Origin of the sequence: Pulveribacter suum (assembly GCF_003013695.1) — a bacterium.
GTDB classification, from domain to species: Bacteria; Pseudomonadota; Gammaproteobacteria; order Burkholderiales; family Burkholderiaceae_C; genus Melaminivora; species Melaminivora suum.
Genome location: NZ_CP027792.1, coordinates 2515101 through 2537383, shown reverse-complemented (window position 1 = coordinate 2537383; position 22283 = coordinate 2515101). Strand labels below are relative to the sequence as shown.

The 22283-nt window shown below is 67.3% G+C and carries 20 protein-coding genes and 2 tRNA genes; 17 read left to right on the top strand and 5 right to left on the bottom strand.

Annotated features, from left to right (window positions below):
* Window positions 1–12 precede the first annotated feature (12 nt).
* Window positions 13–97: transfer RNA gene (locus C7H73_RS11690), tRNA-Leu, on the bottom strand.
* A gap of 152 nt (window positions 98–249) precedes the next feature.
* Window positions 250–334, bottom strand: a tRNA-Leu gene (locus C7H73_RS11685).
* A 19-nt stretch (window positions 335–353) separates the two neighbouring features.
* Between C7H73_RS11685 and rnr the strand changes: the two genes are divergently transcribed.
* The 13 genes from rnr to C7H73_RS11620 all read left to right on the top strand — a co-directional run bounded on the left by rnr (window position 354) and on the right by C7H73_RS11620 (window position 16374).
* A complete protein-coding gene (gene rnr / locus C7H73_RS11680; RefSeq protein WP_106846800.1) occupies window positions 354–2627 on the top strand; it encodes a ribonuclease R in 2274 nt (757 codons plus the stop codon).
* Between the two features lie 67 nt (window positions 2628–2694).
* Window positions 2695–3459: an SDR family oxidoreductase gene (locus tag C7H73_RS11675; protein WP_106846799.1), complete on the top strand. Its 765-nt coding sequence runs from the start codon at window positions 2695–2697 to the stop codon at window positions 3457–3459.
* Between the two features lie 67 nt (window positions 3460–3526).
* Window positions 3527–4189, top strand: coding sequence for a c-type cytochrome (locus tag C7H73_RS11670; RefSeq protein ID WP_106847653.1), 663 nt, complete (start codon window positions 3527–3529; stop codon window positions 4187–4189).
* 56 nt (window positions 4190–4245) lie between these two features.
* A complete protein-coding gene (locus tag C7H73_RS11665) occupies window positions 4246–5511 on the top strand; it encodes a cytochrome c (protein WP_106846798.1) in 1266 nt (421 codons plus the stop codon).
* Window positions 5512–5543: 32 nt separating this feature from the next.
* Window positions 5544–5918 (top strand): thioredoxin family protein, encoded by a 375-nt coding sequence (locus tag C7H73_RS11660; protein WP_106846797.1) that lies wholly within the window; start codon window positions 5544–5546, stop codon window positions 5916–5918.
* Between the two features lie 191 nt (window positions 5919–6109).
* Window positions 6110–6703, top strand: a complete 594-nt coding sequence (gene rimP, locus C7H73_RS11655; RefSeq protein WP_106846796.1) for a ribosome maturation factor RimP — start codon at window positions 6110–6112, stop codon at window positions 6701–6703.
* 90 nt (window positions 6704–6793) lie between these two features.
* Window positions 6794–8281: a transcription termination factor NusA gene (gene nusA, locus C7H73_RS11650; RefSeq protein ID WP_106846795.1), complete on the top strand. Its 1488-nt coding sequence runs from the start codon at window positions 6794–6796 to the stop codon at window positions 8279–8281.
* 24 nt (window positions 8282–8305) lie between these two features.
* Window positions 8306–11137, top strand: a complete 2832-nt coding sequence (gene infB / locus C7H73_RS11645; RefSeq protein WP_106846794.1) for a translation initiation factor IF-2 — start codon at window positions 8306–8308, stop codon at window positions 11135–11137.
* Window positions 11138–11140: 3 nt separating this feature from the next.
* The gene (gene rbfA / locus C7H73_RS11640; RefSeq protein WP_106846793.1) at window positions 11141–11518 is read left to right on the top strand and encodes a 30S ribosome-binding factor RbfA; all 378 of its coding nucleotides are present in this window, start codon (window positions 11141–11143) and stop codon (window positions 11516–11518) included.
* On the top strand, window positions 11515–12501 hold the full coding sequence (gene truB, locus C7H73_RS11635; protein ID WP_106846792.1) for a tRNA pseudouridine(55) synthase TruB: 987 nt from the start codon (window positions 11515–11517) through the stop codon (window positions 12499–12501). Before rbfA ends, truB begins: the two co-directional genes overlap by 4 nt.
* Before the next feature lie 36 nt (window positions 12502–12537).
* Window positions 12538–14367, top strand: a complete 1830-nt coding sequence (typA, locus tag C7H73_RS11630) for a translational GTPase TypA (protein WP_106846791.1) — start codon at window positions 12538–12540, stop codon at window positions 14365–14367.
* Window positions 14368–14440: 73 nt separating this feature from the next.
* Window positions 14441–15283: a DMT family transporter gene (locus tag C7H73_RS11625; protein ID WP_106847652.1), complete on the top strand. Its 843-nt coding sequence runs from the start codon at window positions 14441–14443 to the stop codon at window positions 15281–15283.
* A complete protein-coding gene (locus C7H73_RS11620; protein WP_405124792.1) occupies window positions 15283–16374 on the top strand; it encodes an enoyl-CoA hydratase/isomerase family protein in 1092 nt (363 codons plus the stop codon). Before C7H73_RS11625 ends, C7H73_RS11620 begins: the two co-directional genes overlap by 1 nt.
* A gap of 57 nt (window positions 16375–16431) precedes the next feature.
* On the opposite strand, the gene C7H73_RS11615 is transcribed toward C7H73_RS11620, so the two are convergent.
* Both C7H73_RS11615 and smpB read right to left on the bottom strand, forming a co-directional pair.
* The gene (locus C7H73_RS11615; RefSeq protein WP_106846789.1) at window positions 16432–16842 is read right to left on the bottom strand and encodes a COG4315 family predicted lipoprotein; all 411 of its coding nucleotides are present in this window, start codon (window positions 16840–16842) and stop codon (window positions 16432–16434) included.
* A gap of 81 nt (window positions 16843–16923) precedes the next feature.
* Window positions 16924–17397 (bottom strand): SsrA-binding protein SmpB, encoded by a 474-nt coding sequence (gene smpB / locus C7H73_RS11610; RefSeq protein ID WP_106846788.1) that lies wholly within the window; start codon window positions 17395–17397, stop codon window positions 16924–16926.
* 108 nt (window positions 17398–17505) lie between these two features.
* Here smpB and C7H73_RS11605 point away from each other — a divergent pair, with 108 nt between their 5' ends.
* Both C7H73_RS11605 and C7H73_RS11600 read left to right on the top strand, forming a co-directional pair.
* Window positions 17506–17946, top strand: coding sequence for a type II toxin-antitoxin system RatA family toxin (locus tag C7H73_RS11605; protein ID WP_106846787.1), 441 nt, complete (start codon window positions 17506–17508; stop codon window positions 17944–17946).
* A complete protein-coding gene (locus tag C7H73_RS11600; protein WP_106846786.1) occupies window positions 17939–18283 on the top strand; it encodes an RnfH family protein in 345 nt (114 codons plus the stop codon). Before C7H73_RS11605 ends, C7H73_RS11600 begins: the two co-directional genes overlap by 8 nt.
* A 71-nt stretch (window positions 18284–18354) precedes the next feature.
* Here C7H73_RS11600 and C7H73_RS11595 read toward each other — a convergent pair whose 3' ends face one another.
* On the bottom strand, window positions 18355–18879 hold the full coding sequence (locus tag C7H73_RS11595; RefSeq protein WP_106846785.1) for a DUF4124 domain-containing protein: 525 nt from the start codon (window positions 18877–18879) through the stop codon (window positions 18355–18357).
* 84 nt (window positions 18880–18963) lie between these two features.
* On the opposite strand from C7H73_RS11595, the gene guaB reads away from it, so the two are divergent.
* Window positions 18964–20439, top strand: coding sequence for an IMP dehydrogenase (gene guaB, locus C7H73_RS11590; RefSeq protein WP_106846784.1), 1476 nt, complete (start codon window positions 18964–18966; stop codon window positions 20437–20439).
* A gap of 79 nt (window positions 20440–20518) precedes the next feature.
* Window positions 20519–22135, top strand: a complete 1617-nt coding sequence (gene guaA / locus C7H73_RS11585) for a glutamine-hydrolyzing GMP synthase (RefSeq protein ID WP_106846783.1) — start codon at window positions 20519–20521, stop codon at window positions 22133–22135.
* Window positions 22136–22283 lie beyond the last annotated feature (148 nt).

Genomic DNA, 22283 nt, shown 5'->3' with positions numbered 1-22283 from the left:
TTGTTTGTGTTGTGGTGCCCAGGAGAGGACTCGAACCTCCACGCCTCTCAGCGCTAGTACCTGAAACTAGTGCGTCTACCAATTCCGCCACCTGGGCATTTCAGGGAAGCCGCGAGTATAGGATGGTTTTTTGGCGCTTCCGGGGAGTTTCGCAAAAAAATTCTACGCGGCGGGCACGACAAACAAAAAAGCCGCTTCACGAATGAAGCGGCTTTTATTGCCGGAACCCTTGCGGGTTCTCGTTAAACTTGGTGCCCAGGAGAGGACTCGAACCTCCACGCCTCTCAGCGCTAGTACCTGAAACTAGTGCGTCTACCAATTCCGCCACCTGGGCATTTCAGGAAAGAACGAGATTGTACAACCAAAAAAAACACGCCAGCGTGACTTCCGCGCAAAAAGCTCCTTCCGATGAAATCGAGGGCAGCGTACAGGGTCATCGCGACGGCCACGGCTTCGTCATTGCGGACGACAGCGCCCAGGACATCTACCTGCCGCCCAACGAAATGCGTGCCGTGCTGCACAAGGACCGTGTGCGTGTGCGCATCGTGCGCCAGGACCGCCGCGGCCGCCCCGAGGGCCGCGTGGTGGAGATCATCGATCGCCCGCGCCAGCCCATCATCGGCCGGCTGCTGCAGGAAAGCGGTGTCTGGCTGGTGGCTCCCGAAGACAAACGCTATGGCCAGGACGTGCTGATTCCCAAGGGCGCCACCGGCACGGCCAACACCGGCCAGGTGGTTGTGGTCGAGCTGACCGAGCCGCCGGCCTTGTACGGTCAGCCCGTGGGCCGTGTGGTCGAGGTGCTGGGCGAAGTGGACGACCCCGGCATGGAGGTGGAGATCGCCGTGCGCAAATACGGCGTGCCGCATGAATTTTCCGAGGCCGCCCTGGCACAGGCCAAGGCACTGCCCGACAAGGTGCGTGCCCAGGACAAGCGCCAGCGCGTGGACCTGACGGACGTGCCCCTGGTCACCATCGACGGCGAGGACGCGCGCGATTTCGACGATGCGGTGTACTGCGAGCCGGCCCGCGTGGGCCGCAGCAAGGGCTGGCGGCTGCTGGTAGCCATTGCCGATGTCAGCCACTACGTGGAGACAGGCAGCCCGATCGACGTGGATGCCTACGACCGGGCCACCAGCGTGTACTTTCCGCGGCGCGTGATCCCCATGCTGCCGGAGAAGCTCTCCAACGGGTTGTGTTCGCTGAACCCGCACGTCGAGCGCCTGTGCATGGTCTGCGACATGCTGGTCAATGCCAAGGGCGAGGTCCACGCCTACCAGTTCTACCCGGCCGTGATGCGCAGCCATGCCCGCTTCACCTATACGGACGTGTCGGCCATCCTGGCCAATACCCGCGGGCCGGAAGCCGCGCGCTACCACGAGCGCGTGGACGACCTGCTGAACCTGCATGACGTGTACCGCGCGCTGCTGGCTGCCCGCCATGCGCGCGGGGCGGTGGATTTCGAGACCACCGAGACGCAGATCGTCTGCGACGACAACGGGCGCATCGACAAGATCGTGCCGCGCGTGCGTACCGAGGCGCACCGGCTGATCGAGGAAGCCATGTTGGCTGCCAACGTGTGCAGCGCTGACTTCATCGGCGAGGGCAAGCGTGTCGGCCTGTACCGCGTGCATGAAGGCCCGACGCCGGAGAAGCTGGAGATCCTGCGGGGCTACCTGAAGGCCATGGGCGTGGGCGTCATGCTGGGGGACGAGCCGCGCCCTGGCGAGTTCCAGACCATCGCCGAAGCCACCAAGGACCGTCCCGACGCCCAGCAGATCCACACCATGCTGCTGCGGTCCATGCAGCAGGCGATCTACACGCCCATCAACAGCGGCCACTTTGGACTGGCTTTCGAGGCCTATACGCACTTCACCAGTCCCATCCGCCGCTACCCGGACCTGCTGGTGCATCGCGTCATCCGCTCCATCCTGGGCAATTCCAAGTACGCGCTGCCAGCCCTGCCGACGCCGGGCGAGGCGCAGTTCAAGCTGGCCAAGCGCCTGGCTGCCAAGGCCGCTGCTCCCACGCAGCGCCCGCGCAAGACGCCTGGCGCGGCCAGCACGCGCGAGACCATGGCCTGGGAGGCGGCAGGCCTGCATTGCAGCGCCAACGAGCGCCGGGCCGACGAGGCCAGCCGCGACGTGGAGGCCTGGCTGAAGTGCCAGTACATGCGCGAGCACCTGGGCGAGGAATACGGCGGCGTGGTCAGCGCAGTCACCAGCTTCGGTATTTTCGTGACGCTGGATGCGCTGTATGTCGAGGGACTGGTGCATATCACCGAGTTGGGTGGGGAGTACTACCGCTACGACGAGGCGCGCCAGGAGCTGCGCGGCGAGCGCACGGGCATCCGCTACGGCATCGGCGCGCGCGTGCGCGTGCAGGTCAGCCGGGTGGACCTGGACGGCCGGCGCATCGACTTCAGGCTGGTGCGCGACGAATTGCTTGCCTCGCAGGCGGTGGAGGGCAAGGCGCGCAATGCGGGCAAGCGCCGCAGCGGCGCTGCCGCGGAAGAAGGCGCACACGCACGCAAGGAAAAGCCCCGCGGCGCAAAGGCCGAGCCTGCCGCCAAGGCCGGGCGCTCCGGCGTGAAGAAGCCCGGCAAGGGCGGCGCGCGCCAGCGCGGCTAGGCTGACGCAAGCCGACCCGCATGACTGCGGGTCAGCCTCACAAAAGACAAATCCAAGGAGAAAGACCATGTCCAGAGAGGACGCACGGCCGGGCATTGCCCTCATTACCGGCGCAGGCACGGGCATCGGGCGGGCGGCGGCGCTGGCCCTGCTGGGCGCGGGCTGGAGCGTGACGCTTGTAGGGCGGCGTGAACCGCCGCTGCAGCTGGTGGCGCAGCAGTCCGATGCAGGCGCGCGCGTGCTGGTCGCCCCGGCCGACGTCACCGACCACGCCGCCTTGCGTGAGGTATTCGACCGCACCGTGCAGCATTTCGGTCGGCTGGACTTGCTGTTCAACAACGCGGGCACGGGCGCGCCCGCCACGCCGCTGGACGAGCTGAGCGCAGCGCAATGGAAGAGCGTGGTGGACGTCAACCTGAGCGGCATGTTCTATGGCATCCAGAACGCTTTTCGCGTCATGAAGGCGCAATCGCCGCGTGGCGGGCGCATCATCAACAACGGTTCTATCTCGGCGCACGCGCCGCGCCCGCATTCGATTGCCTATACCGCTACCAAACATGCCGTGACGGGCATGACCAAGGCGGCCTCCCTGGACGGCCGCGCCTGGGACATTGCCGTGGGGCAGATCGACGTGGGCAATGCCCACACCGAACTGGCCGAGCGCATGACCCAGGGCGTGCTGCAGGCCCATGGCGCCATAGCCAGCGAGCCCATGATCGACGTGGATATCGTCGGGCAGTCGGTATTGCATATGGCCAGTCTGCCCCTGGGCGCCAACGTACTGTTCCACACCGTCATGGCCACCAAGATGCCATTCGTCGGGCGTGGTTGAGAGGCTGCTGGCGCTCTGGCGCGCGGCGTCCGCCTTGTTGGCGGGGCTGCTGCTGGCGCTGCCCGCTATGGCCCAGCCGGTGCAGGCGGGGCGGGTGGACGACCTGCGGGACCGGGTGCTGGCATGCACCGCCTGCCACGGCAAGGAGGGTCGCGCCACACCCCAGGGCTACTTCCCGCGCATTGCCGGCAAGCCGGCAGGCTATCTGTACAACCAGCTGCTCAACTTCCGTGATGGTCGGCGCAGCTATCCGCAGATGTCCTATCTGCTGGAGCACCTGACCGATGCCTACCTGCAGGACATTGCCCAGCATTTCGCCAGCCTGCAGCTGGCGTACGCGCCGCCGCTCGCCGCCCAGGCGCCGCCGCAGGAGCTGGAGCGCGGCCGCCTGCTGGTGCGCCAGGGCGATGCAGGACGGGACATACCGGCGTGCGTGGACTGCCACGGGGCGTCGCTGATGGGGGCGGCACCCTGGCTGCCAGGGCTGCTCGGCCTGTCGCGTGACTACGTGGGCAGCCAGCTGGGCGCCTGGCAGACCGGGCAGCGCCACGCACAGCCGCCCGACTGTATGGCCGCCGTTGCACGCAAGCTGAGCCTGCAGGACGTGCGCGCCGTCGCCGCCTGGCTGGCGGCGCAGCCGGTTCCCGCTGGAGCGGCCCCCGCACAGCAGCTGCCTGCGACCCTGCCACTGCGCTGCGGCGGCCTGCCCGGTGCGGGAGCCGTGCAGTGAAACAACCGCTCAAGAAAAGGGGGTGGGTATGGGCCGGGGTCGCGCTGGGTCTGCTGATGGCCGCTTCGGGCTGGGTCCTCTTTCTCAACCGGCTGGACGAAGCGCCCCTGCCGGCGCTGCATGCGGCCGCGCCCGCCTCGTTCGAAGTGGTCGCGCGGGGACAATACTTGGCGCGTGTGGGCAACTGCATTGGCTGCCATACCGCGCGGGGCGGGCGCGACTACGCGGGCGGCGCAGGCGTGCAGACGCCCTTTGGCGCGATCTACGCACCCAACCTCACGCCGCATGCCGGCACCGGCCTGGGCGGTTGGACGGCTGCCGAGTTCTGGCGCGCCATGCACAACGGCCGCTCGCGCGACGGGCGGCTGCTCTACCCGGCGTTTCCCTATCCGAACTACACGCTGGTCACGCGCGAGGATTCGGATGCCCTCTTTGCCTACCTGCAAAGCCTGGAGCCGGTGGACAACGCCAGCCCGGCCCACGCGCTGCGCTTTCCGTTCAATACGCAGGCGGCGCTGGCGGTCTGGCGGGCGCTGTTCTTTCGCCCTGCGGCCCCGTCCGAGCGTGCCGTGATGGCCGCTACCCCTGTTGACGCCACGCAACAAGCCCGGCTCAACCGCGGCGCCTATCTTGTCCAGGGCCTGGGACACTGCGCAGCGTGCCACACGCCGCGCAATGCCTGGGGTGCGCCGCGGGCCCGGGCGTCCCTGCAGGGCGGCATGGTCGCCGGGCAGGGCTGGTATGCGCCGGCGCTCGATATGCCGTCCGAGGCCGGCCTGGCCGGATGGGATGCAGATGATGCGGCAGTCCTGTTGGCGACCGGCGTCTCTGCGCGCGCCAGCGTGTCCGGGCCGATGGCCGATGTGGTGTTCCACAGCCTGCAGTACTGGAGCGAGGCCGACATGCAAGCAGCCGTGGCCTGGCTGCAAGCCTTGCCGCAGCGCCCGCCCTCCGCTTCTGGCGATGCCGCCAGGCCGTCGCAGGCGGCGCTGCAGCGCGGCGAGCAGCTGTATGGCCGGCACTGCGCCGAATGCCACGGCAATCAGGGCGAGGGCAGGGCGCAGGCCTTCCCGGCCCTGGCGGGCAACCGCGCGGTATTGCTGCAGGATCCCACCAATCTGGTGCGACTAGTGTTGCAGGGGGGCTACGCTCCGGCAACGGCGGGCAATCCGAGGCCCTTCGGCATGCCGCCCTTCATGCAGACGCTGAGTGATCAGGAAACCGCCGACGTGCTGTCCTTCATCCGCAATGCCTGGGGCAACGAGGCCGGCAAGGTGGATACCATGGCGGTCCACCGCGCCCGCGAGCGGCGCGGGCCCTAGGTACCACCACCCGTTCAGGAGATCGAGCACACATGGGCAGCCAAGCCGTGCCGGCATTGCCGGCGTCCCAGGATCGTGCCTGGTGGGTGGTGTGTTTTTGCGCCCAATGGTGCGGCGTATGCCGGGAATTCCGCGATGCGTTCGATGCCCTGGCGCAACAGCAGCCCGCTCTGCGAATGGCCTGGGTGGATGTCGAGGACGACGAGGACATCGTGGGCGACCTGGATGTGGAGACCTTTCCCACCATCCTCGTTGCCGGAGAAGGCCGCGTCCGGTTCTTCGGCCCGGTACTGCCGCAGATGGCGGTGCTGGCGCGCATGGTGGCAGTTCTGCAGGCGGGCAAGGATGAAGGGGAAGCCGATGCCGCTGCCCAGGCGCTGTTTCAGAGGGTGCTGGGCAGTCGCTAGCGCCCCAGGCGCCATGCAAGATGCATGCCGCGCAACTTTACACGGCGTCGCAATCGCGGATACAATACGCGCTTCACGACCAAACGGGCGGGTATTTACCGCCCTTTTTTTTTGGCGTTTGTTTTTTGGCCGCGGCTGTTTTTGCCGGTCTGGCCACCGAACTGGAATCACACAGGGTAGAGCGCAGACACGTGGCATTGCAGCAAATCGTTGAACAGACCGTGACCGGCCTGGGGTATGACCTGGTGGAGATCGAACGCTCCGCCGGAGGCTTGCTGCGCATCACCATCGACATGCCCTGGGCGGCACCCGCGGCCGACACGGTCCCGGCGGTCGAGCAGTTCATCACCGTCGAAGACTGCGAAAAAGTCACGCGCCAGCTGCAGTTCGCTCTGGAAGTCGATGGCGTGGACTATGCGCGACTGGAAGTGTCGTCGCCCGGCATCGATCGCCCGCTGCGCCACGAGCAGGACTTCATCCGTTTCGAGGGCGAAGTGGTGGATCTCACGCTCAAGCAGCCCATCGGCGCTGCGGCGGGCGGCGCGGTGGCTGCCAACCGCAAGAAATTTCGCGGCGCGCTGGAGCGCGCCGAGGGCGGTGGCTGGCAGATCGTCTGGAGCGACGAGCCCCCCGCGAAGCCCGGCCAGCGCGTGAGCAAGAAGCGTCCGCCGGCACCGGTGCAGGTGCTGGGCTTCACCCTGGACGAGCTGCGCGAGGCGCGCCTGGCCCCCCTCGTGAACTTCAAGGGGCGGGACGCCAAGGGCGGTACCCCTGCCGCGGACTGACACGAACGAACAAAGATTTAAGCCGGGCGCCCGCGACGCACAGTCGAGAGGGAACAGCCCGCAGGGAACGAAAAACAGGAGAGTCGTTGCATGAACCGCGAATTGTTGATGTTGGTGGATGCCATTTCGCGCGAGAAGAACGTGGAGCGTGACGTGGTCTTGGGTGCGGTGGAATCCGCGCTGGCACAGGCTACGAAGAAGCTGTACGAGGGCGAGGTGGACATCCGTGTGTCCATCGACCGCGACAGCGGCGAGTACGAGACCTTCCGCCGCTGGCTGGTGGTGCCCGACGACGCCGGCCTGCAGAACGCCGAAGCCGAAGAGATGCTCATGGATGCCCAGGACCGCGTGCCGGACATCGAAGTGGGCGAGTACATCGAAGAGCCCGTGGACTCCGTACCCATCGGGCGTATCGGTGCCATGGCGGCCAAGCAGGTCATCCTGCAAAAGATCCGCGACGCCGAGCGCGAGATGCTGCTCTCGGACTTCATGAGCCGCGGCGAGAAGATCTTCACGGGTACCGTCAAGCGCATGGACAAGGGCGACATCATCGTCGAGAGCGGCCGCGTGGAAGGCCGCCTGCGCCGCGGCGAGATGATCCCCAAGGAAAACCTGCGCAACGGCGACCGCGTGCGCGCCATGATCATGGACGTGGACCTGACACTGCGCGGCGCACCCATCATCCTCTCGCGCTCGGCGCCCGAATTCATGATGGAGCTGTTTCGCAACGAGGTGCCCGAGATCGAGCAGGGCCTGCTGGAGATCAAGAGCTGCGCGCGCGACGCCGGCAGCCGCGCCAAGATCGCCGTGCTCTCGCACGACAGGCGCGTGGACCCCATCGGCACCTGCGTGGGCGTGCGCGGCACCCGCGTGAACGCGGTCACGAACGAGCTGGCCGGCGAGCGCGTGGACATCGTGCTGTGGTCCGACGACCCGGCGCAGTTCGTCATCGGCGCGCTGGCGCCTGCCAACGTCTCCTCCATCGTGGTCGATGAGGAAAAGCACGCCATGGACGTGGTGGTGGACGAGGAAAATCTGGCCATTGCCATCGGCCGGGGCGGCCAGAACGTGCGCCTGGCATCCGACCTGACGGGTTGGAAAATCAACATCATGGACGCCGCCGAGTCCGCGCAGAAGCAGGCCGAGGAGAGCGGCGTGCTGCGCCAGCTGTTCATGGAACGCCTGGACGTGGACGAGGAAGTCGCCGAGATCCTGATCGCCGAGGGCTTCGAAAGCCTGGAAGAGGTGGCTTACGTGCCGCTGTCTGAAATGCTGGAGATCGAGGGTTTCGACGAAGACACGGTGGGCGAGCTGCGTGCACGCGCCAAGGGTGCGCTGCTGACCATGGAAATCGCCCGCGAGGAAAGTGTGGGCAGCGTCTCGCAGGATCTGCGCCAACTGGAAGGGCTGACGCCCGAGCTGATCGAAAAGCTGGCCTCCGGTGGCGTGAACACGCGCGACGATCTGGCCGATCTGGCCATCGACGAGCTGACCGAGCTGACCGGACAGTCCGAAGAAGAGGCCAAGGCGCTGATCATGAAGGCGCGTGAACACTGGTTTGCCGCGGGGCAGGAATAAAGGTCAGGGGAGATCGAAACGTATATGTCGAGTAACACCGTCGCCGAGTTCGCAGCCGAACTCAAGAAGTCGCCTGAAATCCTGCTGGCCCAGCTTGAATCGGCCGGCGTGACCAAGTCGTCCGCCACCGATGCGCTGACCGAAGGAGACAAGCAGGCCCTGCTGGCCCACTTGCAGGCCAGCCACGGCACGTCTGCCGCCGACCGCAACAAGATCACGCTGACCAAGAAGTCCACCAGCGAGATCAAGCAGGCGGACGCCTCGGGCCGTGCGCGCACCATCCAGGTGGAAGTGCGCAAGAAGCGCACCTTCATCCGCCGCGACGATCCGGCCGAGGCCCATGCCGCGCCGGCTCCGGCCCCTGCGCCGTCCAGCGAAGAGCAGGAGGAGCTGGTACGCCGCGCCGAAGAAGTGCGTCGCCAGGCCGAGCTGATCACCCGCCAGGAGGCCGACCTGGCGGTCGAGCGTGCCGAGCGTGAGCAACGCGAACAGCGCGAGCGCGAAGCCGAGGAGCGTGCTGCCGCCTATGCGGCCCAGCAGGCCGGCAAGAAGGCCCAGGAATCCGCCGAGCGCGAGGAGGCTCGACGCGAGGCCGAGGCCGAGGCCGGGGCCCGCGCGAGCGCCCAGGCCGAGGCCCGCGCCAAGGCGGAAGCCGAGTCGCAGGCACGTGCGGCTGAGGAAGCCTCCCGCGCCGCTGACCTGGAAGACCGTCGCCGCAAGGCCCTGGCCGAGGCCGAGGCCATCCGCGCGATGATGGCCGCGCCGCGCAAGGTGCTGGTGGCCAAGAAGCCCGAGGAAGCCAAGCCTGCTGCCGCCAAGACTGCGGCCGGGGCTGCCGACGCCAAGAAGGGCACGCTGCACAAGCCGGCAGCCGGCGCTGCCGGTGCGCGCACCGGCGCCGCGCCAGCGGGTGGCAAGGAAGTGAAGTCCGCCAAGCTGTCCTCCAGCTGGGCCGGCGACGCGGCCAAGAAAAAGGAAATCAAGACCCGCGGCGACAGCAGCGGCGGCGTGGGCCGCGGCAACTGGCGCGGCGGTCCGCGGGGGCGCCGTGGCGACCGGGACGACCAGCGCCAGCAGGCGGCCGCACCGGCCGAATTCCGCGCGCTGGAAGTGCATGTGCCCGAGACCATCACGGTGGCCGAGCTGGCGCACAAGATGGCGGTCAAGGCGTCCGAGCTGATCAAGGTGCTGATGAAGATGGGCCAGATGGTCACCATCAATCAGCCCCTGGACCAGGACACCGCCATGATCGTGGTCGAGGAAATGGGCCACACCGCCAAAGTGGCGGCGCTGGACGACCCGGAAGCCTTCATCGCGGAGGACACCGCCAGCCAGCAGGCCGAGGCCCTGCCGCGTGCGCCGGTGGTCACCGTCATGGGCCACGTGGACCATGGCAAGACCTCGCTGCTGGACTACATCCGCCGCTCCAAGGTCGCTGTGGGCGAGGCTGGCGGCATCACGCAGCACATCGGCGCCTACCACGTCGAGACGCCGCGCGGCATCGTCACCTTCCTGGATACCCCAGGTCACGAGGCGTTCACCGCCATGCGTGCCCGCGGTGCCCAGGCCACCGACATCGTCATTTTGGTCTGCGCGGCCGACGACGGCGTGATGCCGCAGACCCGCGAGGCCGTCAAGCACGCCAGGGCGGCGGGCGTTCCCATCGTGGTCGCCATCACCAAGTCCGACAAGCACGAGGCCAACCCCGAGCGCGTCAAGCAGGAACTGGTGGCCGAGCAGGTGGTGCCCGAGGAATACGGCGGTGACTCGCCCTTCGTGGCCGTGTCGTCCAAGACCGGCATGGGCATCGACGAGCTGCTGGAGCAGGTGCTGCTGCAGGCCGAGGTGCTGGAGCTGAAGGCGCCGGTGCAGGCGCAGGCCAAGGGCCTGGTCATCGAAGCACAGCTGGACAAGGGCCGAGGCCCTGTGGCCACGGTGCTGGTGCAGTCGGGCACGCTCAAGGTCGGCGACATCGTGCTGGCGGGCCAGACCTACGGCCGCGTGCGCGCCATGAGCGACGAGAACGGCCGCACCAGCAAGGAAGCCGGCCCGTCCATTCCGGTGGAAATCCAGGGCCTGACCGAAGTGCCCCAGGCCGGCGATGACTTCATGGTGCTGGCCGATGAGCGCCGCGCCCGTGAAATCGCCACCTACCGCGCTGGCAAGTTCCGCAACACCAAGCTGGCCCGCCAGCAGGCGGCCAAGCTGGAAAACATGTTCGCCGACATGCAGGCGGGCGAGGTGCAGCACCTGCCCATCATCATCAAGGCGGACGTGCAAGGCTCTCAGGAAGCGCTGGGCCAGTCGCTGCTCAAGCTCTCCACCGACGAGGTCAAGGTGCAGCTGGTGTACACCGGCGTGGGCGCTATCAGCGAATCCGACGTGAACCTGGCCCTGGCCTCCAAGGCCATCGTCATCGGCTTCAACGTGCGCGCCGACGCCGGTGCCCGCAAGCTGGCCGAGACGCATGGTGTGGACCTGCGCTACTACGGTGTCATCTACGACGCCGTGGAAGAGCTGAAGGTGGCCATGTCCGGCATGCTGGCACCCGAGCAGCGCGAGGAAATCATCGGCATGGCCGAGATCCGCACGGTGTTCGTGGCCTCCAAGATCGGCACCGTGGCCGGCTCCTACATCACGCAGGGCTTCGTGCACCGCAATGCACGCTTTCGCCTGCTGCGCGACAACGTGGTCATCTACACCGGCGAGGTGGAGTCGCTGCGTCGCATCAAGGACGACGTCAAGGAAGTGCGCGAAGGCTTCGAGTGCGGTATCAAGCTCAAGAACTACAACGACATCCGCGAGGGTGATCAGCTGGAGTTCTTCGACATCAAGGAAATCGCGCGGACCCTGTAAGCCATGGCAGCGAAGAAGTCCTCCACGCCCAACCGCAGCTTCAAGGTCGCGGACCAGATCCAGCGCGACCTGACCGAGCTGATCCGCGAGTTGAAGGACCCGCGCATCGGCATGGTCACCGTACAAGCGGTGGAAGTCACGCCCGACTACGCGCACGCCAAAGTGTTCTTCAGCGTGCTCGTGGGCGATGTCGACGGCACTCAGGAAGCCCTGAACCAAGCCGCGGGCTTTCTGCGCAACGGCCTGTTCAAGCGGCTGCACATCCACACCGTGCCCACGCTGCATTTCATGTATGACCGCACGCCCGAGCGCGCGGCTGACATGAACGCGCTGATCGCGCGCGCCGTGGCCTCGCGCTCCAAGGACGACGACGAACGATGACCGCGCGCGCTCCCCGCATCCGGGTGCAGCGGCGCCCGGTGCACGGAGTGCTGCTGCTGGACAAGCCCCTGGGGCTGTCGTCCAACGACGCCTTGCAAAAGGCCAAGTGGTTGCTGCGCGCCGAGAAAGCCGGGCATACCGGCACGCTCGACCCGCTGGCCACCGGCGTGCTGCCGTTGTGTTTTGGCGCTGCCACCAAGTTCAGCGCCTTGCAGCTGCACGCGCCCAAAACCTACGAGGCCATCGCCCTGCTGGGCACGACCACCAGCACGGGCGACGCGGAAGGGCAGGTGCTCGAGCAGCGCTCGGTCGATTCGGCGCAGCTCACCGACGAGCGGCTGGCTGCCGTGCAGGCGCAGTTCACCGGCCCCATCCGCCAGGTGCCACCCATGCACAGCGCCCTCAAGAAGGACGGACGCGCGCTGTATGAGTACGCCCGTGCCGGCCTGGAGGTGGAGCGGCCCGCACGCGACGTCGAGATTTTCAAGATGAATCTGGCTCTAACCCAGACTGGCGAAGCGCAAGCCGCTATCAAAATAAGAGTGACCTGCAGCAAAGGCACCTACATCCGCACGCTGGGCGAGGACATCGGCCAGGCCCTGGGATGCGGTGCGCACCTGGTGTTCCTGCGGCGCATCGACACCGGCGGCCTCGGCGTGGAGCGCTGCATCACCCTGGAGCAGCTGCAGGCCATGGACGAGGACCAGCGCCTGGCCCAGGTGCAGCCGGCGCAGACGCTGCTGGCCGGCCACGCCACCATCACGCTGGACGAGCAGGAGGCCGGGCGCTTCCTGTCGGGCCTGCGCCGGCGCGGGCCCTGGCCCGACGCGCCGGCCGTGGCGGTGTACGCCGAGCAGCCGCATGCGCTGCTGGGCGTGGGCCACGTGAGCGGCGGCGAGCTGATACCTGACCGGCTGCTCAGCCCGCTGGAGATTCAGCAAATCCTGCAAGGCGCGCCGCGCGCCGACCACATCACCCCTTGAGCGCGGCACATTCAACACAGACCGCAAGCAAACGCTATGAGCAAACAAATCCGCAACATCGCCATCATCGCCCACGTGGACCATGGCAAGACCACCATGGTGGACCAGCTGCTGCGCCAGTCGGGCACCTTTGCCGCCCACGAGAAAGTCGTGGACACCGTGATGGACAACAACGCCATCGAACGCGAGCGTGGCATCACCATCCTGGCCAAGAACTGCGCTGCCTCCTGGAAGGGCACGCACATCAACATCCTGGACACGCCCGGCCACGCGGATTTCGGCGGCGAGGTGGAGCGCGCGCTGTCCATGGTGGACGGCGTGGTGCTGCTGATCGACGCGCAGGAAGGCCCCATGCCGCAGACGCGCTTCGTCACCAAGAAGGCGCTGGCCCTGGGCCTGAAGCCCATCGTCGTGGTCAACAAGGTGGACAAGCCCGGCGCCAACCCCGACAAGGTGGTGAACGCCGCCTTCGACCTGTTCGACAAGCTGGGCGCGACCGACGAGCAGCTGGACTTCCCCGTGGTCTATGCCTCCGGCATCAACGGCTGGAGCGCGCTGGAGCAGGGCCAGCCTGGCGAGCAGTGGGGCCCGGACATGTCGGCGCTGTTTGACACTGTCCTGAGTCACGTGCCGGTAGCCGGCGGCGACGCGGCTGCGCCGCTGCAGCTGCAGATTTCGGCACTGGACTACTCCACCTTCGTCGGCCGTATCGGCGTGGGCCGCATCAACTCGGGCGTGCTGCACGCCGGCCAGGACGTGCTGGTCATGCATGGTGTCGATGGCGACAGCTACAAGGGCCGAGTCAACCAGATCCACCAGTTCCAGGGCCTGGACCGGGTGCAGGTCAGCGAAGCCGGCCCCGGCGAGATCGTGCTCATCAACGGCATCGAGAACGTCGGCATTGGCGAGACCATCACCGATCCGGCAAAGCCCAATCCGCTGCCCATGCTCAAGATCGATGAGCCGACCTTGACCATGAACCTCGGCGTCAATACCTCGCCGCTGGCCGGGCGCGAGGGCAAGTTCGTCACCAGCCGCCAGATCTGGGACCGGCTGCAAAAGGAGCTGCGCTCCAACGTCGCCCTGCGCGTCAAGGAAACTGCCGAAGACGGCGTGTTCGAACTCGCCGGCCGTGGCGAGCTGCACCTGACCATCCTGCTGGAGGAGATGCGCCGCGAGGGCTATGAGATGGCCGTCGGCAAGCCGCGCGTGGTCTTCAAGGAGATCGATGGCGAGCGCTGCGAGCCGATCGAACTCGTCACGGCTGACATCGAGGAAGGCCACCAGGGCGGCGTGATGCAGGCGCTGGGCGAGCGCAAGGGCGAGCTGGTGAACATGGAACCCGACGGACGCGGGCGCGTGCGGCTGGAATACCGCATCCCGGCGCGCGGCCTGATCGGTTTTACCAACGAATTCCTGAACCTGACGCGCGGCTCCGGCCTGATCAGCAACATCTTCGACGGCTACGAGCCGCACCGCGGCGACATCGGCGGGCGCAAGAACGGCGTGCTGATCTCCATGGATGACGGCGAAATCTTCACCTATGCGTTGGGCAAGCTGGATGACCGCGGCCGCATGTTCGTGCGTGCCAACGACCCGGTGTACGAGGGCATGATCGTCGGCGTGCACAACCGCGACAACGACCTGGTAGTGAACGCCACGCGCACCAAGCAGCTGACCAACTTCCGCGTGTCCGGCAAGGAAGACGCCATCAAGATCACGCCGCCGATCGACCTGACGCTGGAATACGGCGTGGAGTTTATCGAGGACGACGAGCTGGTGGAGATCACGCCCAAGAGCATCCGCCTGCGCAAGCGCCACCTGAAGGAACACGAGCGCAAGCGCGCCAGCCGCGACGGCGCCTGATGCCGTGGGCGTCACGCTGAGCGTTCCTGCTGCCACGCCCGTTGGCCTCACGCATGGCCGCGCGGTGTGGCTGATGGCGGCCGCCGCGCTCATGTGGTCGATCGCCGGCGTCGTCACGCGCCACCTGGAGCAGGCGCGCAGCTTCGAGATCACCTTCTGGCGCAGCTTCTTCATGCTGCTGTCGCTGCTCGTCATCCTGCCGCTGCTGCGCGGGCGCACGGCCTTTGCGCCGGTGCTGCGCGCCAGCGCGCCGCTGTGGCTGTCGGGGGTGTGCTGGAGCGTGATGTTCACCGCCTTCATGGTCGGCATCACCCTCATGCCCGTGGCCAACGTGCTGGTCACCATGGCCGCCGGGCCGCTGCTCACCGCGCTGGTGGCGCGGGTGTTCATTGGCCACCGCATCGCGCCGCGCACCTGGGGCGCGATCGCCATGGCCGGCGCCGGCATCGTCTGGATGTATGGCGCCGAAGTCGCCCACCTCTCGCCCGTGGGGCTGGCCGTGGCGCTGTGCATTCCGGTGGCCGCCGCCATCAACTGGACGGCGGTGCAGCGCGCGCAGGCCCAGGGCCACGCGGTGGACCTGGTGCCGGCGGTGTTCATCGGCGCGGCGCTGTCGGCGCTGGCCACGCTGCCCTGGGCCCTGCCGTTTGCCGCTTCGGGGCGCGACCTGGCGTTGCTGGCGCTGCTGGGCCTGGTGCAGCTGGCCATCCCGTGCGTGCTGGTTGTCTATTGCGGGCGCGTGCTCAAGGCGCCCGAGATTGCCCTGCTGGGCCTGCTGGAGGTCATCTTCGGCATCCTGCTGGCCTGGGTGGGTGCGGGCGAGCGTCCGGCAACGGCCGTCCTGATGGGTGGCACGCTGGTCATCGCCGCACTGGTTTTCAACGAACTGCTTGGATGGAAGGAGCAACCAACATGATGGAGATGAAGAGCGGCGAGATCGTGGCCGAGGTGCGGGGGCAGGTCGGCTGCATCACTTTGAACCGCCCGAAGGCGCTGAACGCGCTGTCGCTGGGCATGGTGCGCGACCTGATGGCCGCGCTGCTGGCCTGGCAGCACGACGACCGGGTGCTGGCCGTGGCCATCCGCGGCAATGGGCGCGAGGGTGCCTTCGGCGCCTTCTGCGCGGGCGGCGATATCCGCTTTCTGCACGCCGCAGGCAGCACGGGCAACCCCGAACTGGAGGATTTCTTCACCGAGGAATACGCCCTCAACCACCTGATCCACACCCTCGGCAAGCCCTACATCGCCTTCATGGACGGCATCGTCATGGGCGGAGGCATGGGCATCAGCGAGGGCGGCAGCCTGCGCATCGTCACCGAGCGCACCAAGATGGCCATGCCCGAGACCATCATCGGCCTGTTCCCCGATGTGGGCGGCGGCTATTTCCTGTCGCGCTGCCCGGGGCGCGTGGGCGAATGGCTGGCGCTGACGGGCGAGACCATCGGCGCGGCCGATGCCATTGCCTTCGATCTGGCCGACGGCCTGCTGCCTGCGGACCAGCAGGCGGCCGTGTGGGAGGCGCTGGGCACCCAGCAGTTTGGCAATGGCCAGGCAGTGCAGGACTTTGTTGCTTCCAAATTTGTAGCTGCTGGCGCAGGCCAGGTAAGCGCCAGAGCCGAAATTGACCAATATTTCGCACTGCCTGATGCCACCGCCATCGTGCAGGCGCTGGAGGCGGCCGATGGCGAATGGGAGCGCGCCACGGCGCAGATGCTGCGCAAGCGCTCGCCGCTGATGCTGCACGTGGTGCTGGAGCAGATCCGCCGCGCCCGTGACATGAGCCTGGCTGACGACCTGCGCATGGAGCGCGACATGGTGCGCCACTGCTTTTACCTGCGCCCGGGCCAGAGCGAGACGGTGGAGGGCATCCGCGCCCTGGCCGTGGACAAGGACCATGCTCCCCAGTGGAACCCCGGGCGCGTCGAAGACGTGCCGGCCGAACTGGTGCGGGCGTTCTTCCAGAGCCCCTGGCCGGCGCACGCCCACCCCCTGGCAGCACTGCGCTGACGCAAAAAAGGCCACGCCAGAGCCGGCGTGGCCTTTTTTTGCCTCAGAGGCGGCAGGTCAGGGGCGCACGGTGCGCCAGTTGCCGCCCACGCCTTCACCGGCCATGTCGCCGGCCCGGCTGTCCTTCACAAAGTAATACAGCGGCTGGCCCTTGTAGGCCCACTGGCGCGTGCCGTCGGCGCGCGTGACGATGGTGTAGTCGCCCATGGGCTTGGCGGCCGGGGCAACGGCCAGCGGCGGCCAGTTCACGGCGCACTGGTCGCTGCAGGCCGACATGCCCTGGCTGTCCTTGGCATAGGTGTACAGGGTGTTGCCGTTGGGGCCGACCAGGCGCCCGTCGGCCGCGCGCGTGGGCATGTCGTGCGCCGCGGCGCTGTCGGCCTTGCGTTCGTGCGAGAACGGGCCGCTGGCGCAGCCGGTCAGCAATGCGGCGCCCACAAGGGCGGCCGTGGCGAAGAAGGTTTTCATCTGACGCTCCTGGGTTGAAACGCCTCAGTGTAGAAACGGCTGCCGGACAGGCGCTGTCAGGAAACAGGCCGTCTGCTGCGCTCAGCGGTGGCGGCTCTTCATGACGCGCTCCACCTCGCGCTTGCCCTCGCGCTCCTTGATGGTGTCGCGCTTGTCGTGCTCGGCCTTGCCCTTGGCCAGGGCGATCTCGCACTTGGCCCGGCCATCCTTCCAGTACAGCTTGAGCGGCACCAGGGTGTAGCCCTTTTGTTCCACCTTGCCGATCAGGCGCCGGATCTCGTCCTTGTGCATCAGCAGCTTCTTGGTGCGCGCCGCGTCGGGGCTGACGTGGGTCGATGCGGTCCTGAGCGGGTTGATCTGGCAGCCGATCAGGTACAGCTCGCCTTCCTTGACGACGACGTAGCCGTCGGTCAGCTGCGCCTTGCCTTCGCGCAGCGCCTTGACCTCCCAGCCTTGCAGCACCATGCCGGCTTCGTGGCGTTCTTCGAAGAAATAGCTATAGGCCGCCTTCTTGTTTTCGGCGATGCGGGGCGATGGATCAGGTTTTTTGGCCATGGATGTCGTAGATGAGGCGCGGACCGGAAGATTCAAACGCCTTCCCTACAATGCTTGTCGTCTCGCGCCGTCGATTTTAGGGGGCGTGTCCCAGCACACTGCCTTCTCATGAAAACTGTCAACAAGTCCGTCCTGATCTGGTACAGCCCCGAAGAAATGTATGCCCTGGTCACCGACGTGGCGCGCTACCCGCAGTTCTTGCCCTGGTGCGACCACGCCCGCGTGCTGTCCGAAGATGAAAGCGGCATGACCGCCGAGGTCGGCATCGCCTTCAGCGGCATCCGGAAATCCTTCGTCACCCGCAACACGCACGAGGCCGGCCGCCGGGTGAAGATGGAACTGGTCGAGGGGCCATTCTCGCAACTGGACGGCGACTGGCAGTTCCATCCCGTGGGCGACGGCACGCAGCGCGCCTGCAAGGTCGAGCTGACGCTGCGCTACGGCTTTGACAGCCGCACGCTGGCAGCCCTGGTCGGGCCGGTGTTCGACCGCATCGCCGCCACACTGGTGGATGCTTTCATCAAGCGGGCCGAGCAGGTCTATGGCTGAAGCGCCAGCGCTGGCGCCGCTGCGGGTGGTGGTGTGCGTGTCGCTGCAGCCGGGCCAGACGCAGGAGTGGGCGCTGCAGCTGCCACCGGGCGCCACCGTTGCCCAGGCTCTGGCAGCCGCCGGGCTGCGGCCGCCAGACCTGGCCCTTCTGGCTTTCGGCATCTGGGGCTGCAGCGCGCAGCCGGGCGATGCGCTGCGTGATGGCGACCGGGTGGAAGGCTGCCGTACCTTGACCGTGGACCCCAAGGTGGCCCGGCGACAGCGTTTTGCCAGCCAGGGCGCGCGCGCGGCGGGCCTGTTTGCCCAGCGCCGCTCGGGCGCCAAGCAGGGCTACTGAGGCCGCCAGGTCGCACCCAAGAAAAAGCCACTGCGCGGCAGTGGCTTGCTGGGGTGGCGTGACGCGCGCGGCTATTTGCAGTCCGAGGCCATGATGGCCTGCGCCCGGCGCAGTTCGGCGGCGCGGGTGGCCTCATCCATGAAGCCACGCTCGCCCTGGGCGTTGGTGTGCGCCATGGGAGCGCCCGACGACAGGGTGTTGCTGGACTGGCGGGCGCGGGCGCAGTTCTCGGCGCGGGCCTTGGCCTGGCGATCGGCCTGGGCCTTTTCCTCGGCCTGCTTGCGCGCCGCCTCGGCGGCTTCCGCCTTGGCCTTCTTGTCCTCCAGCTGCTGGTCGCGGCCGCTGGAGGCAGCAGCAGCCGGCGCCGCGGCCGGTGCAGCGGCATCGCCTTGCTGAGCCGCAGTCGAGGCGCCAGCCGCCGGCGCGGCCCCGCGCAGCGTGGGCTGCTTGAGGATGCTCCTGTCCGGCACCTCTTGCGGCGGCGGACGGTCGCTGAAAACCTTGCGGCCGTCCTTGTCGATCCACTGCCACTGCGCCGATGCGCCCAGTGCCCAGGTGCAGGCCAGCGCGAGCAGGAAAAGCTGTTTGCGTGTCATGCAGGGCAGTGTAGCCGCGTGCCTTTGCGGCCACCACAGCGCTGTCGCACGGCGGGTACAATCGTTTTTTTGGAGCTTGATCACATGCGCCTACTCGGAAAAGCGCTCACCTTCGACGATGTGTTGCTGGTGCCGGCGTACTCCCAGGTCCTGCCCAAGGACACCTCTCTCGCCACGCGCTTCACGCGCAATATCTCCCTGAATCTGCCGCTGGTGTCCGCCGCCATGGACACCGTGACCGAGGCGCGCCTGGCCATCGCCATCGCGCAGGAAGGGGGCATTGGCGTCATCCACAAGAACATGACGGCCGAGCAGCAGGCGGCGGAAGTCTCCAAGGTCAAGCGCCATGAATCCGGCGTGGTGCACGATCCGGTGGTCATCACCCCCGAGCACACCGTGCTGCAGGTGCTTGAGCTGTCGGAAAACCTGGGCATCTCGGGCTTTCCGGTGTGCGACGGCGGCAAGGTGATCGGCATCGTCACCAGCCGCGACGTGCGCTTCGAGACACGCTACGACGTCAAGGTCCGCGAGATCATGACCCCGCGCGAGAAGCTGATCACCGTCAATGAAAAGGACGGCACCACCCCCCAGCAGGCCAAGGCCCTGCTCAATCGCCACAAGCTTGAACGCCTGCTGGTGGTGAACGACGCCTTCGAGCTCAAGGGCTTGATCACCGTCAAGGACATCAACAAGCAGACCATCTTCCCCAACGCCGCACGCGACGCTGCCGGCAGCCTGCGCGTGGCCGCCGCCGTGGGCGTGGGCCCGGGTACCGAGGAGCGCGTGGAGCTCTTGGTGCGCGCCGGCGTCGATGCGCTGGTGGTGGACACGGCGCACGGCCACAGCAAGGGCGTGATCGAACGCGTGCGCTGGGTCAAGCAGAACTATCCGCAGGTCGATGTGATCGGCGGCAACATCGCCACCGGCGCCGCGGCGCTGGCGCTGGTCGAGGCCGGCGCCGACGCCGTGAAGGTCGGCATCGGCCCCGGTTCGATCTGCACCACGCGCATCGTCGCCGGCGTGGGCGTGCCGCAGATCATGGCAATCGACAGCGTCGCCACCGCCCTCAAGGGCACGGGCGTGCCGCTGATCGCTGACGGCGGCATCCGCTTCTCGGGCGACATTGCCAAGGCCATCGCCGCCGGCGCCTCCACCATCATGATGGGGGGCATGTTTGCCGGCACCGAGGAAGCGCCCGGCGAGGTCATCCTCTACCAGGGCCGCAGCTACAAGAGCTACCGCGGCATGGGCTCCATCGGCGCCATGCAGCAGGGCAGCGCCGACCGCTACTTCCAGGAAGCCACCACCGGCAACCCCAACGCCGACAAGCTGGTGCCCGAGGGCATCGAAGGCCGCGTGCCCTACAAGGGCAGCATGGTCTCCATCGTGTTCCAGATGGCCGGCGGCGTGCGCGCGGCCATGGGCTACTGCGGCTGCGCCACCATCGCCGAGATGAACGACAAGGCCGAGTTCGTCGAGATCACGGCTGCCGGCATCCGCGAGTCGCACGTACACGACGTGCAGATCGTCAAGGAAGCGCCCAACTACCGCGCCGACTGACGCACCCAGCCACCGCAGGCCCGAACCCGCTGCCAAAGCGTTCGGGCCTTTGTCTTTTCCTCCCCCAGACCGCCCCACCATGCAGCACGACAAGATCCTCATTCTCGACTTCGGCTCCCAGGTCACCCAGCTCATCGCCCGCCGCGTGCGCGAGGCGCAGGTGTACTGCGAGGTGCACCCGTGCGACGTGAGCAGCGAGTGGGTGCGCGAGTTCGCCGCCGATGGCCGCCTGAAGGGCGTGATCCTGTCGGGCAGCCACGCCAGCGTGTATGAGGTCGATGACCGCGCGGCCGACGCCGTGTTCGAGCTCGGCCTGCCGGTGCTGGGCATCTGCTACGGCATGCAGACCATGGCCATGCAGCTGGGCGGCAAGGTGGAGGGTTCGCCCCAGCGCGAATTCGGCTACGCCGAGGTGCGCGCACGCGGCCACACCGAGCTGCTCAAGGACATCCAGGACTTCGCCACGCCCGAAGGCCACGGCATGCTGAAAGTGTGGATGAGCCACGGCGACAAGGTCACCGAGCTGCCGCCCGGCTTCAAGCTGATGGCCTCCACCGCCTCGTGCCCCATCGCCGGCATGGCGGATGAGGCGCGGCACTATTACGCCGTGCAGTTCCACCCCGAGGTCACGCACACCCCCCAGGGCGCGGCGCTGCTGTCGCGCTTCGTGCGTGACATCTGCGGCGCCCGGCCCGACTGGGTCATGGGCAACTACGTCGATGAGGCCGTGGCGCGCATCCGCGAGCAGGTGGGCGACGAGGAGGTGCTGCTGGGCCTGTCCGGCGGCGTCGATTCCAGCGTCGCGGCCGCCCTGATCCACCGCGCCATCGGCGACCGCCTGACCTGCGTGTTCGTGGACCACGGCCTGCTGCGCCTGCACGAGGGCGACATGGTCATGGAGATGATCGCCGGCAAGCTGCACGCCCGCGTCATCCGCGTGGACGCGAGCGCATTGTTCCTGGGCAAGCTGGCCGGGGTGAGCGAGCCCGAGCACAAGCGCAAGATCATCGGCGGCCTGTTCGTCGATGTGTTCAAGGCCGAGGCCGAAAAGCTCAAGGCCGCCGGCGGCGGCCACCAGGGCATCACCTTTTTGGCGCAGGGCACCATCTACCCGGACGTGATCGAGTCCGGCGGCGCCAAGAGCAAGAAGGCCGTCACCATCAAGAGCCACCACAACGTGGGCGGCCTGCCCGAGCAGCTGGGCCTGAAGCTGCTGGAGCCCCTGCGCGACCTGTTCAAGGACGAGGTGCGCGAGCTCGGCCTGGCCCTGGGCCTGCCGCGCGAGATGGTCTATCGCCACCCCTTCCCCGGCCCCGGCCTGGGCGTGCGCATCCTGGGTGAGGTGAAGAAGGAATACGCCGATCTGCTGCGCCGCGCCGACGCCGTCTTCATCGAAGAGCTGCGCAATACGGTGGACCCGGCCACGGGCAAGAACTGGTATGAGCTGACCAGCCAGGCCTTCACCGTCTTTCTGCCCGTGAAAAGCGTGGGCGTGATGGGCGACGGCCGCACCTACGACTACGTGGTCGCACTGCGCGCCGTGCAGACCACCGACTTCATGACCGCCGACTGGGCCGAGCTGCCCTATGCGCTGCTCAAGCGCGTCTCGGGCCGCATCATCAACGAGGTGCGCGGCATCAACCGCGTGACCTACGACGTCTCGAGCAAGCCGCCCGCGACCATCGAGTGGGAGTGAAATCAGGTCCTTCAGGGACTATCGCCAACTATCGAACAACTGCCGTAACGTATTGATCTAGAAAGAAATACGTCGCGGAAGCTATCGGTGGCTATCGCCGGCCAGCAAAACAGGTTGGCGGTAGAACTGACGGTAAGAACTGGAGGTC